At 72.6% G+C, this 12,035-nt stretch carries 11 protein-coding genes; all 11 read left to right on the top strand.

The features are described 5' to 3' along the window. Window positions 1–5: 5 nt before the first annotated feature. The 11 genes from prmB (at window position 6) to FPV26_RS04030 (ending at window position 11,989) form a co-directional block, all read left to right on the top strand. Window positions 6–938, top strand: a complete 933-nt coding sequence (gene prmB, locus FPV26_RS04080) for a 50S ribosomal protein L3 N(5)-glutamine methyltransferase (protein ID WP_147652439.1) — start codon at window positions 6–8, stop codon at window positions 936–938. 1 nt (window position 939) lies between these two features. Then, window positions 940–2,040 (top strand): chorismate synthase, encoded by a 1,101-nt coding sequence (gene aroC / locus FPV26_RS04075; RefSeq protein WP_147652438.1) that lies wholly within the window; start codon window positions 940–942, stop codon window positions 2,038–2,040. Window positions 2,041–2,194: 154 nt separating this feature from the next. Then, complete coding sequence (locus FPV26_RS04070) at window positions 2,195–3,211, top strand: aspartate-semialdehyde dehydrogenase (RefSeq protein WP_147652437.1); 1,017 nt, start codon at window positions 2,195–2,197, stop codon at window positions 3,209–3,211. Window positions 3,212–3,272: 61 nt separating this feature from the next. Further along, window positions 3,273–5,138 carry a type IV pilus assembly protein FimV gene (locus tag FPV26_RS04065; protein ID WP_147652436.1) on the top strand — a complete coding sequence of 622 codons (1,866 nt, stop codon included), beginning with the start codon at window positions 3,273–3,275 and terminating at the stop codon, window positions 5,136–5,138. Window positions 5,139–5,152: 14 nt separating this feature from the next. Further along, a complete protein-coding gene (truA, locus tag FPV26_RS04060) occupies window positions 5,153–5,935 on the top strand; it encodes a tRNA pseudouridine(38-40) synthase TruA (protein WP_147652435.1) in 783 nt (260 codons plus the stop codon). Beyond that, window positions 5,932–6,585 (top strand): phosphoribosylanthranilate isomerase, encoded by a 654-nt coding sequence (locus FPV26_RS04055; RefSeq protein ID WP_147652434.1) that lies wholly within the window; start codon window positions 5,932–5,934, stop codon window positions 6,583–6,585. The genes truA and FPV26_RS04055 overlap by 4 nt, the downstream gene beginning before the upstream one ends. Beyond that, window positions 6,563–7,798: a tryptophan synthase subunit beta gene (gene trpB / locus FPV26_RS04050; protein ID WP_147652433.1), complete on the top strand. Its 1,236-nt coding sequence runs from the start codon at window positions 6,563–6,565 to the stop codon at window positions 7,796–7,798. The genes FPV26_RS04055 and trpB overlap by 23 nt, the downstream gene beginning before the upstream one ends. A gap of 130 nt (window positions 7,799–7,928) precedes the next feature. Next, the gene (trpA, locus tag FPV26_RS04045; RefSeq protein WP_147652432.1) at window positions 7,929–8,732 is read left to right on the top strand and encodes a tryptophan synthase subunit alpha; all 804 of its coding nucleotides are present in this window, start codon (window positions 7,929–7,931) and stop codon (window positions 8,730–8,732) included. A gap of 47 nt (window positions 8,733–8,779) precedes the next feature. Next, window positions 8,780–9,658 (top strand): acetyl-CoA carboxylase, carboxyltransferase subunit beta, encoded by an 879-nt coding sequence (accD, locus tag FPV26_RS04040; protein ID WP_147652431.1) that lies wholly within the window; start codon window positions 8,780–8,782, stop codon window positions 9,656–9,658. Continuing rightward, window positions 9,655–11,013: a phosphoglucosamine mutase gene (gene glmM / locus FPV26_RS04035; protein WP_147652430.1), complete on the top strand. Its 1,359-nt coding sequence runs from the start codon at window positions 9,655–9,657 to the stop codon at window positions 11,011–11,013. Before accD ends, glmM begins: the two co-directional genes overlap by 4 nt. A 22-nt stretch (window positions 11,014–11,035) precedes the next feature. Then, on the top strand, window positions 11,036–11,989 hold the full coding sequence (locus FPV26_RS04030; protein ID WP_147652429.1) for an isopenicillin N synthase family dioxygenase: 954 nt from the start codon (window positions 11,036–11,038) through the stop codon (window positions 11,987–11,989). Window positions 11,990–12,035 lie beyond the last annotated feature (46 nt).

Here is a 12,035-nt window from a genome sequence, read left to right as displayed (position 1 = left end):
CCGCCATGACCGCCGACTCCGCCGCCGCCGAGCTGATCACGATCGTGGACCTGATCCGCTACGGCGCGAGCCGGTTCAACGCCGCCGGCCTGACCTTCGGCCACAGTTACGACAACGCCCTCGACGAGGCCACCCAGCTCGTCCTGCATGCCCTGCACCTGCCGCACGACCTGAGCCCGGTGTACGGCCAGGCGCGGGTGACCGCGGAGGAAAAGGCGCAGGTGCTGGCGCTGTTCGCGCGCCGCATCGAGGAGCGCATCCCGGCCGCGTACCTGACCGGCGAGGCCTGGTTCGCAGGACTGAGCTTCAAGTGCGACCGCCGCGCGCTGGTGCCGCGTTCGCCGATCGCGGAGATGATCGAGCAGGGCTTCCAGCCGTGGCTGGGCGACCGCGAGGTGCATCGTGCGCTCGACCTGTGCACCGGCTCGGGCTGCATCGCGATCGCGATGGCCCACCACCATCCCGACTGGCAGGTGGACGGCGTCGACATCAGCGACGAGGCGCTCGCGCTCGCGGCCGAGAACCGCGAGCGGCTGCACGCGCACAACGTGCGCCTGCTCAAGTCGGACCTGTTCTCGGCGCTCGCGGGCGAGCGCTACGACCTGATCGTGAGCAATCCCCCCTACGTCACCCACGCCGAGACCGACGCGCTGCCGCGGGAATACGCCCACGAGCCCGAGCTCGGCCTGCGCGCCGGCGACGACGGGCTGGACTTCGCCCTGAAGATCCTGCGCGACGCGCCCGGGCACCTGACCGGGGACGGCCTGCTGGTGTGCGAGGTCGGCGAGGCCGAGCGCGCGCTGGTGGAGCTGCTGCCGGAACTGCCGCTGGCCTGGGTCGAGTTCCGGGTCGGGCAGATGGGCGTGTTCGTGGCCGAGCGGTCCGACCTCGTCGCGCATCACGCCCGGATCCGGGCGCTGGCGGACGCGCGCGGGTGAGATGAACACCTTCGGCCAGCTGTTCCGCGTCACCACCTTCGGCGAGAGCCACGGCCCCGCCATCGGCTGCGTGGTGGACGGCTGCCCGCCGGGCATCCCGCTCCAGCCCGCGGATTTCGCCCGCGACCTCGAACGCCGCGCCACCGGCCGCACCCGCCACACCTCGCAGCGCCGCGAGGCCGACGAGGTCGAGATCCTCAGCGGCGTGTTCGAGGGCATCACCACCGGCACCCCGATCGCGCTGCTGGTCCGCAACACCGACGCGCGCAGCCGCGACTACGACGCCATCGCCCGCCAGTTCCGCCCGGGCCACGCCGACTACACCTACTGGCAGAAGTACGGCATCCGCGACCCGCGCGGCGGCGGCCGTGCCAGCGCGCGCGAGACCACCATGCGCGTGGCCGCGGCGGTGATCGCGAAGAAGTGGCTGGCGGAGAAGTTCGGGATCCGCATCCAGGGGCACCTGGCACAGATCGGCGAACTCGTGCCGCGCGCGTTCGACCCGGCCGCGATCGAGGCCAACCCGTTCTTCTGGCCGGACGCCGCGCAGGTGCCCGAGCTCGAGGCCTGGATGGACGCGCTGCGCAAGTCCGGCGACTCGGTCGGCGCGCGCGTCACCATCGTCGCCGACGGCGTGCCGCCGGGGTGGGGCGAGCCGGTGTACGGCAAGCTCGACGCCGAGCTGGCCGCGGCGATGATGTCCATCAACGCGGTCAAGGGCGTGGAGATCGGCGACGGCTTCGCGGCGGTCGCGCAGCGGGGCAGCGAGCACCGCGACGAGATGACGCGGGAGGGGTTCCTGTCGAATCACGCCGGCGGCATCCTCGGCGGCATTTCGACCGGCCAGCGGATCGTGGTCTCGGTGGCGTTCAAGCCCACCTCGAGCCTGCGCCTGCCCGCGCGCGGCGTGGACGTGGACGGCAACGAGGTCGAGGTGGTCACCACCGGCCGCCACGACCCGTGCGTGGGCATCCGCGCCACCCCGATCTGCGAGGCGATGCTGGCGCTGGTGCTGATGGACCAGGCGCTGCGCCACCGCGCCCAGTGCGGCGACGTCGGCGCTGTGCTGCCGCGCATTCCCGCCGATGCGAACAAACCCTAGCGGCCAGTCGCCCAAGGCGTCGCGTGCGCCTGACTGTGCCGCAGAGGCATTTTCCGCCACGGATGGACGCGGATGAACACAGATGACACCGCGGATCGGTCTTTGTATCCGTGTGCATCCGTGGCAAGAACACCAACTTCCGAGAGCTGATTCGATGAACAAGCAAATCAAGGTCGCGGTGGTCGGCGCTACCGGAGCAGTGGGCGAGGCCATGCTCGCCATCCTCGCCGAGCGGAACTTCCCCGTCGGCGAACTCGTCGCCCTCGCCAGCGAGCGCTCCGCCGGGCAGAAGCTCAAGTTCGGCGGGCGCGACGTGGTGGTGCAGGACCTGGCCACGTTCGATCCCGCCGGCGTGGACATCGCCCTGTTCTCCGCCGGCGGTTCGATCTCGAAGGAATACGCGCCGAAGTTCGCCGCCGCCGGCGCGGTGGTGATCGACAACTCCTCGGCGTTCCGCTACGAGCCGGACGTGCCGCTGGTGGTGTCCGAAGTGAACCCGGAGCAGGTGCGCAACCGCCCGCGCGGCATCATCGCCAACCCCAACTGCTCGACCATGCAGATGCTGGTGGCGCTGGCGCCGATCCACCGCAAGGCCGGCATCACCCGCATCAACGTCGCCACCTACCAGTCGGTGTCCGGCGCGGGGCGCTCGGCGCTGGAGGAGCTGGGGCGGCAGACCGCCGGCATCCTCAATTTCCAGGACCCCGATCCGCAGCGCTTCCCGGTGCAGATCGCCTTCAACCTGATCCCGCACATCGACGACTTCCAGGACAACGGCTACACCCGCGAGGAGATGAAGCTGGTCTGGGAGACGCGCAAGATCCTCGGCGACGATGCGATCCAGGTGAATCCGACCGCGGTCCGGGTGCCGGTGTTCTACGGCCATTCCGAGGCGGTCAACGTCGAAACCCGGGAGAAGATCTCCGCCGCCGAGGTGCGCGCGCTGCTGCAGCGGGCGCCGGGTGTGGAAGTGGTGGACGAGCCGAAGGCGGGCGGCTACCCGACCCCGGTCACGCACGCCTCCGGCCGCGACCCGGTGTACGTCGGCCGCATCCGCGACGACTACTCGCACCCGCGCGCGATCAACCTGTGGATCGTCTCGGACAACATCCGCAAGGGCGCGGCCCTGAACGCGGTGCAGATCGCCGAGCTGGTGCTGCAGGAGCGCTGAACCCGGCGCGCATTGCCCGATGGCCTCGCGGCGGGCTAGAGTCCGCCGCGAGGGGAGAACCATGGAACCGGCCGTGAAGCAGATCGCACGAGGTGCGTTGGCTGTGGCGCTGGCGCTGGCCAGCGGGGCTGCGGCGGCGCTGGGCCTGGGCCAGATCCAGGTCCGCTCCAAGGTGGGCGAGCCGCTGCTGGCGGAGATCCCGGTCGTGTACAGCGACCCGTCCGAGCTGGAACAGCTGCGGGCGCAACTGGCCTCGCCGGAGACGTTCCGGCGCATCGGCCTGGAACCGCCCGTGGGCGTCGCCGCCGACCTCCAGTTCACGGTCGCGCTCGACGCGCAGGGCCGCCCGGTGATCCGCGTCACCACCCTGGCCCCGGTGACCGAGCCGATGCTGAATTTCCTGGTCGAGGTGGACTGGGGACAGGGGCGGCTGGTACGCGAGTACTCGGCGCTGCTCGATGCCCCGCGCACCGTGGCCGCGCCGGCGCAACCGCCGATCCAGGCGCCCACGGTCGGGCCCGCCGACACGATCCCGCCGCCTGCCACGCAGGCGCCGGCGCCACAGGCCGCCGACACCACGCCGGAGTCGGTGGCAACGTCCCCCGCGCCCACTCCTGCCCCCGAACCGCTGCCCGAGCCCGAGCCGCAGCCGGACACCGTGGCCACGGCACCGGCCCCCACGTCGGCCGCGGCGCCGGTGGTCGAGCCACCGCCGGCCCTCGCGGCGCCGGGCGAGCTGCCCCCTGTGCAGCCCGGGCAGACCCTGTCCGACATCGCCCGCGGTCTGGAGGCCGGTCGCGGCTACACGCTCGACCAGACCATGCTGGCCCTGCTCCGGGCCAACCCCGAGGATTTCATCGCCGGCAACATCAACCTGCTCAAGGCGGGGGCGGTGCTGCGGGTGCCGCCGGCCGAGGAGATCGCTGCGGTCGGTGCCGCCGAGGCCGCGGTGATCGTGCGCGACCAGATCGCGCAGTGGCGACAGGCGCGGCAGGCGGTGCCGCAGCCGGCCGCGATCGCCGCGGGCGAGGGCGAAGCCACCGCGGCGGCGACCACCGTCGCCACGCCGCGCGCCGCCGCGCCGCGCGTGGCCGAGGCGCGGCTCGAGATCATGCCGCCGGGAGGCGGCACCCGGCCGGGAACACGATCCGGCGTCAGCGCCGGAGGCGAGGGCGAGATGCTCCGACAGGAACTGCAGCAGACGAAGGAAGACCTGGCCGCGCGCAATGCCGAGGTCGAGGAACTCAAGGCCCGCGTGGCCGAGCTGGAACAGCTGCAGAAGCAGCAGCAACGGCTGATCGAGATGAAGGACGCCGAGCTGGCGGCGGCGCAGCAGCGCCTGGCCGCGGCGCGCCAGGCCGAGACCGCAGCGCCTGCCCAGCCGGCGCAGCCGACGGCCCCGGCCCAGGAAGCGGGCGGGCTGACCTGGCTGTGGGGCGGGCTCGGCCTGCTCGGCGCGGCGGCGCTGGCCTGGTGGCTGGTGCGCCGGCGCAAGCCGGAACCGGCGCCGGTCCGCCGCGGGTACGACACCGCGACGCTCGCCGCGGGTCTGCCGACCGCGGCGATGGCCCGCGAACCGGCGGGCGATCCCGCCGGGGATCTGTTCGCCGCCGACCAACCCGAGCGCGAGGCCATGGCCGACACCGCCGCCGAGGAGCCGGCAGTGGAGGTCGCCGCCGTGCCGGCCGCTGCCGACGACGATCCGGCCCCGATCGGCGCCGCGCCGACCTGGCACAACGGCACGGCCGGCAACGTCGAGCCGATCGCCGCCGCAATCGCCGGCAGCCGGCAGCAGCTCGAGCTGGCCCGCGCCTACCTCGACCTCGGCGACGACGATGCCGCGCGTGCCGTGCTGCGCGAGGTGCTCGACGGCCGCGATCCCGCCGCCCGCGCCGAGGCCGCGCGCATGCTGCGCGAACTGGGGTGAGCGCGGAGCCGGCGATGCGCTATGCGCTGGGCGTCGAATACGACGGCAGCGACTTCCTCGGCTGGCAGCGGCTCACCGCGCCCGGCGTGCCCGGCGCGCAGACGCTGCAGCAGGCGCTGGAAACGGCGCTGAGCCGGGTCGCCGACGCACCGATCGAGACCGTCTGCGCCGGCCGCACCGACGCCGGCGTGCACGCGCAATGCCAGGTGGTGCATTTCGACAGCGACGCCCGCCGCGAGCCGCGCGGCTGGATGCTGGGCGTGACCACGCTGCTGCCGCCGGCCATGTGCGTGCGCTGGTGCCGGCCGGTGGCGGCGGATTTTCACGCCCGCTTTTCCGCCCGCGCCCGACGCTACCGCTACCGGCTGCTCAACCGCCCGGTGCGCCCCGCGCTCGGCCGCCAGTACCTGGCCTGGGAGCGGCGCCCGCTCGATGCCGGGGCGATGCACCGCGCCGCGCAGGCGCTGCTCGGCGAGCACGACTTCTCCGCCTTCCGCACCGTGCACTGCCAGGCCCCGCATGCGCGCCGCGAGTTGCAGGAGATCCGGGTCGCGCGCGAGGGCGACGAGGTGGCGATCGAAGTCCAGGCCAACGCATTCCTGCACCACATGGTGCGCAACATCGTCGGTTCGCTGCTGATGGTCGGCGCCGGCGAACGCCCGGAGCCGTGGATCGCCGAGCTGCTCGCCAGCCGCGACCGCACCCGCGCCGGGCCTACCGCGCCGGCGCAGGGCCTGACCTTCCTCGGCCCGAGATACCCGGCCGAATGCGGCCTGCCCGCGGAAGTGACCCTGTGACCCGCGCCGTGTTCCGCACCCGGATCAAGTTCTGCGGCATGACCCGGGCCGAGGACCTGCGCCTGGCCGGCGAGTTCGGCGTGGATGCGGTCGGCTTCGTGTTCGTGCCGGGCAGCCCGCGCCGGCTGGAACCGGCGCAGGCGCGCGACCTGCGCGAGGGGCTGATGCCGCTGGTGGACGTGGTCGCGCTGTTCATGGACAGCCCCGCCGAATACGTGCACGAGGTGGTGCGCCAGGTACGGCCCGATCTGCTGCAGTTCCACGGCGGCGAGGACGACGCCTACTGCCGCAGCTTCGGCCTGCCGTACCTGAAGGCGATCGCGATGGGCGACGGCCGGTGCGAGAGCGCGGCCGCGCTGCAGGCGCGCCACCCCGGCGCCAGTGCGTTCCTGTTCGACAGTCACGGCACCGGCGCGCACGGCGGCAGCGGCCGCAGCTTCGACTGGTCCGCCCTGCCGGCGGGCCTGGAGCGCCCGTTCATGCTCGCCGGCGGGCTGGGCCCGGACAACGTGTTCGACGCGGTCCGGCGCACCCGTCCCTGGGGGGTGGACGTCTCCAGCGGTATCGAGCGCGCCCCCGGGGTCAAGGACGGCGATAAGATGCGTCGTTTCGTCGAAGAAGTCCGCCGTGCCGACTGCCACACCGACTGAACCCGCCAGCGCGCTCGACTACCACGCCTTCCCGGACGCGCATGGCCATTTCGGCCGCTACGGCGGCCGCTTCGTGGCCGAGACCCTGATCGGCCCGCTGCAGGAGCTGGCCGCGGCCTACGACGCCGCGCGCGCCGATCCGGCCTTCGTCGCCGAGTTCGAACACGATCTCGCCCACTACGTCGGCCGCCCCAGCCCGATCTACCACGCCGAGCGCCTCAGCCGCGAGGTCGGCGGCGCGCGCATCCTGCTCAAGCGCGAGGACCTCAACCACACCGGCGCGCACAAGATCAACAACACCATCGGCCAGGCACTGCTGGCGCGGCGCATGGGCAAGCGCCGGATCATCGCCGAGACCGGCGCCGGCCAGCACGGCGTGGCCAGCGCCACGGTGGCGGCGCGGCTGGGGCTCGAGTGCGTGGTGTACATGGGCGCCACCGACATCGAGCGGCAGAAGATCAACGTCTACCGGATGAAGCTGCTGGGCGCGACCGTGGTGCCGGTGACCAGCGGCTCGGCCACGCTCAAGGACGCGCTCAACGAGGCCATGCGCGACTGGGTGACGAACGTGCACGACACGTTCTACATCATCGGCACCGTCGCCGGCCCCGATCCGTACCCGCGCATGGTGCGCGACTTCAACGCCGTGGTCGGACGCGAGGCGCGCGCGCAGATGCTGGCCGAGTACGGCCGGCTGCCGGACGTGGTGACCGCCTGCGTCGGCGGCGGCAGCAACGCGATCGGCATCTTCCACGCCTTCCTCAACGACCGCGGCGTGCGCCTGGTCGGCGCCGAGGCGGCGGGCTTTGGGCTCGCCACCGGGCACCACGCCGCCTCGCTCGCGGCCGGCCGCCCCGGCGTGCTGCACGGCAACCGCACCTACGTGCTGTGCGACGACGACGGCCAGATCATCGAGACGCATTCGGTGTCCGCCGGCCTGGACTATCCCGGCGTCGGCCCCGAGCACGCCTTCCTCAAGGACACCGGCCGCGCCGAATACGTCGGCGTCACCGACGCCGAAGCGCTGGCCGCGTTCCACCAGCTCGCCCGCACCGAGGGCATCCTGCCGGCGCTGGAGTCGAGCCACGCCATCGCCCAGGCGGTCAAGCTCGCGCGCGAACTGCCCCGCGACGGCCTGGTGCTGTGCAACCTCTCCGGCCGCGGCGACAAGGACGTGCACACCATCGCGGCGCGCGAGGGTTTGAAGTTATGAGTTTTTTGCCACGGATTTGCACTGATGGACACGGAGGGAGCAAGAACGCTTCTTGTTCAAAAGCTTTTGTCTTGTCCGTGTCCATCCGCGTAAATCCGTGGCAAAGACGCTTCCAGGCCAGACACCCGAAATGAACCGGATAGACCGACGCTTCCAGGCCCTGCGCGCGGGCGGACGCAAGGCGCTGATCCCCTTCGTGACTGCCGGCGATCCGTCGCTGGAGGCCACGGTGCCGGTGATGCACGCGCTGGCGGAGGCCGGGGCCGACGTGATCGAGCTCGGCGTGCCGTTCTCCGACCCCATGGCCGACGGCCCGACCATCCAGCGCAGCTCCGAGCGCGCGCTGGCGCGCGGCGCGGGGCTGGGCTACGTGCTCGATTGCGTGCGCGCGTTCCGCGCGCGCGACGCCGACACGCCGGTGGTGCTGATGGGCTACCTCAACCCGGTCGAGATCCGCGGCGCGGCGCGCTTCGCCGCCGAGGCCGCGGCGGCGGGGGTGGACGGCGCGCTGCTGGTGGACCTGCCGCCGGAGGAGGCCGCCGAGTTCCGCGAGGCCTTCGCCGCGCACGGCCTGCACCTGATCCTGCTCGCCTCGCCGACCACCACCGACGCGCGCCTGGACGCGCTGTGCGCGCAGGCCGGCGGCTACCTGTACTACGTCAGCTTCGCCGGCGTGACCGGCGCCGACCGCCTCGACGCCGAGGCCGCGGGCGAGCGCCTGCGCCAGGTCCGCGCCCGCGCCGGGGTGCCGGTGGTGGCCGGCTTCGGCATCCGCGACGCGGCCGGGGCCGCGGCGATGGCGCAGGCCGCCGACGGCGTGGTGGTCGGCAGCGCGCTGGTGGCGGCGCTGGCCGGGGCGGCCGACGCGCCGGCCGCGGCAAGGGCCTTCCTCGCCCCCCTGCGGGCGGCGCTGGACGGCGGGGCCGTGGGCTAGACTGTCACGCTCGGCCGCGTCCGGCCCGAACGAGATCGAAACCGCGCATGACCTGGCTCAAGAAACTGATGCCGCCGCGCATCCGCACCGAGGGCGGCAGCAAGCGCAGCGTTCCCGAAGGCCTGTGGGAGAAGTGCGAAGGGTGCGGCGCCATCCTCTACCGCCCCGAGCTCGAGGAGAACCTCGAGGTCTGCCCCAAGTGCGGCCACCACATGCCGATCCGCGCCCGTGCGCGCCTGGCGGCGCTGTTCGACCCGGGCCCCACGCGCGAGATCGCGGCCGAACTCGCGCCGGTGGACGTGCTCCGGTTCAAGGACCAGAAGAAGTATTCCGACCGGATCAAGGCCGCGCAGAAGGCCAGCGGCGAACGCGACGCGCTGGTCGCGATGGAGGGCCGGCTCAAGGGCCGCGACCTGGTCGCCTGCGCCTTCGACTTCGCCTTCATGGGCGGCTCGATGGGCTCGGTGGTGGGCGAGCGCTTCGCCCGCGGCGTGGAGCGCGCGATCGAGCTGCGCTGCCCGTTCGTGTGCTTCTCCGCCAGCGGCGGCGCGCGCATGCAGGAGAGCCTGTTCTCGCTGATGCAGATGGCCAAGACCTCGGCCGCGCTGGGCCGCCTGCGCGCGGCGCGCCTGCCGTACGTCTCGGTGATGACCCATCCCACCACCGGCGGCGTCTCGGCCTCGTTCGCGATGCTCGGCGACATCAACATCGCCGAGCCCAAGGCCCTGATCGGCTTCGCCGGGCCGCGCGTGATCGAGCAGACCGTGCGCGAGAAGCTGCCGGAGGGCTTCCAGCGCGCCGAGTTCCTGCTCGAGCACGGGGCCATCGACATGATCTGCGACCGCCGCGAGCTGCGCGACCGGCTGGCCGAGCTGTTCGCGCTGCTGATGAAGCAGCCCGCCCCGCGCGCGGAGGAAGCGGCTTGAGCCGGAAGTACTTCGGCACCGACGGCATCCGCGGCCGGGTCGGCGAAGGCCCGATCTCGGCCGATTTCGTGCTCCGCCTGGGCAACGCCTACGGCCACGCCCTGCCGCGCAACCCCTGGCGCAAGCCGCTGGTGATCATCGGCAAGGACACGCGCATCTCCAACTACATGTTCGAGGCCGCGCTCGAGGCAGGCCTGGTCGCCGCCGGCGTGGATGTGCAGCTGATGGGGCCGATGCCGACCCCGGCCGTGGCCCATCTCACCCGCTCGCTGCGCGCCGACGGCGGGATCGTGATCTCGGCCTCGCACAACCCGCACTACGACAACGGCATCAAGTTCTTCTCCGCCGCGGGCGAGAAGCTCGACGACGCCACCGAGCTCGCGATCGAGGCCGCGCTCGAGCAGCCGTTCCGGACCGTGGCCTCCGACGCGCTCGGCAAGGCGCTGCGCACCCGCGATGCGGTCGGCCGCTACGTGGAGGCCTGCAAGAACTCGGTGCCGAAGGGCTTCGACCTGGCCGGCATGCGCATCGCGATGGACTGCGCCAACGGCGCCACCTACCAGATCGGCCCGCTGGTGCTGCGCGAGCTCGGTGCGCAGGTGGACGCGATCGGGATCGAGCCGAACGGGCTGAACATCAACGACGGCGTCGGCTCCACCCACCCCGAGGCGCTGGCCGCGCACGTGCGCGCCACCGGCGCCGACCTCGGCATCGCCTTCGACGGCGACGGCGACCGGGTCCTGTTCGTGGACGCCGAAGGCGCCGTGCGCGACGGCGACGACCTGCTGTACCTGCTCGCCTGCGACTGGCAGGAGAGCGGCCGCCTGCGCGGCCCGGTGGTCGGCACGCTGATGAGCAACTACGGCCTGGAGCGTGCGCTCGCCGGGCGCGGCATCGGCTTCGTGCGCGCCAGGGTCGGCGACCGCTACGTGCACCAGCAGTTGCTGGCCCACGACGGCGTGCTCGGCGGCGAGACCTCCGGCCACCTGTTGTGCCTGGACCGGGCCAGCACCGGCGACGGCATCGTCAGCGCGCTGCAGGTGCTGGAAGTGCTGCGCCGGCGCGGCGTGACCCTGCGCCAGGCCCTGGCCGGGCTGCACAAGCTGCCGCAGAAGACGGTCAACGTGCGTTGCGCGGTGGGGGCGGCGAAACCGGCCGAGGCCGCTTCCGTGCAGGCCGCCCTTGCCGAGGCGCAGCGTGCGGTCGAAGGCCGCGGCCGCGCCTTCCTGCGCCCCTCCGGCACCGAGCCCGTGGTGCGCGTGACCGTCGAGGCCGACGACGAGGCGCTGATGCAGCGCACCCTCGACGCGCTGGCCGAGGCGGTGCGCGCCGCGGCCACGGCCACCACCGAATGACACCCGAATCGTCCTCCCTTCCATGACCTCCCGGATCCCGACCCTCGACATCCGCCGCTTCACCGATGCCGCCGGCGCCGCCGACCGCGCCGCCTTCGTCGCCGAGCTCGGCGCCGCCTACCGCGAGTGGGGTTTCGCCGGCATCCGCGGCCACGGCATCGCGCAGTCGCTGATCGACGCCGCCTACGACGCTTTCCGCCGCTTCTTCGCCCTGCCCACCGAGGTGAAGATGAAGTACCACGTGCCCGGCGGCGGCGGCGCGCGCGGCTACACGCCGTTCATGGTCGAAACCGCCAAGGACTCGCTGTACCCGGACCTCAAGGAGTTCTGGCACATCGGCCGCGAGATCCCGCACGACTCGAAGTACGCCGACGTGATGCCACCGAACCTGTGGCCGGAGGAGGTGCCGGAATTCCGCGAGGTCGGCTACGGCCTGTACACCGCGCTCGACCGGCTCGGTTCGACCGTGCTCTCCGCGCTCGCGCTGCACATCGGCCTGGCGGAGGATTTCTTCGCCGACAAGACCGACTGCGGCAACTCGATCCTGCGCCCGATCCACTATCCGCCGATCACCACGCCCGAAATCCCGAACGTCCGCGCCGGCGCGCACGAGGACATCAACCTGATCACGCTGCTGGTCGGCGCGAGCAGCGAGGGCCTGGAAGTGCTCTCGCGCAAGGGCGAGTGGGTGCCGTTCACCGCCGACGCCGACACCATCGTGGTCAACATCGGCGACATGCTGCAGCGCCTGACCAACCACGTGTACCCGTCCACCACCCACCGCGTGGTCAACCCGCCGGGCGAGAAGGCGCGCCAGCCGCGCTACTCCACGCCGTTCTTCCTGCACCCCAATCCGGATTTCCTGATCGACGTGCTGCCCTCGTGCGTCACGCCGGACAATCCGAACCGGTACCCGCAGCCGATCACCGCCCAAGGCTACCTCGAGGAGCGCCTGCGCGAGATCCGGCTCAAGTAGCCGCCGCGGCGGCGGGGGAGGGCTGCGCTAAACTGCGCGCCCTCGC

Origin of the sequence: Vulcaniibacterium gelatinicum (assembly GCF_008033445.1) — a bacterium.
GTDB classification, from domain to species: Bacteria; Pseudomonadota; Gammaproteobacteria; order Xanthomonadales; family Xanthomonadaceae; genus Vulcaniibacterium_B; species Vulcaniibacterium_B gelatinicum.
Note: the sequence above shows the minus strand (reverse complement) of the source record. Positions and strands in the feature narration are given on the sequence as shown.

Excerpts from the sequence above, each read along its gene's own strand:
- FPV26_RS04065 (WP_147652436.1), top strand. The coding sequence starts at position 3,273 with ATGGAACCGGCCGTGAAGCAGATCGCACGAGGTGCGTTGGCTGTGGCG.
- trpA (WP_147652432.1), top strand. The coding sequence starts at position 7,929 with ATGAACCGGATAGACCGACGCTTCCAGGCCCTGCGCGCGGGCGGACGC.
- FPV26_RS04070 (WP_147652437.1), top strand. The coding sequence starts at position 2,195 with ATGAACAAGCAAATCAAGGTCGCGGTGGTCGGCGCTACCGGAGCAGTG.
- prmB (WP_147652439.1), top strand. The coding sequence starts at position 6 with ATGACCGCCGACTCCGCCGCCGCCGAGCTGATCACGATCGTGGACCTG.
- FPV26_RS04030 (WP_147652429.1), top strand. The coding sequence starts at position 11,036 with ATGACCTCCCGGATCCCGACCCTCGACATCCGCCGCTTCACCGATGCC.
- truA (WP_147652435.1), top strand. The coding sequence starts at position 5,153 with ATGCGCTATGCGCTGGGCGTCGAATACGACGGCAGCGACTTCCTCGGC.
- accD (WP_147652431.1), top strand. The coding sequence starts at position 8,780 with ATGACCTGGCTCAAGAAACTGATGCCGCCGCGCATCCGCACCGAGGGC.
- aroC (WP_147652438.1), top strand. The coding sequence starts at position 940 with ATGAACACCTTCGGCCAGCTGTTCCGCGTCACCACCTTCGGCGAGAGC.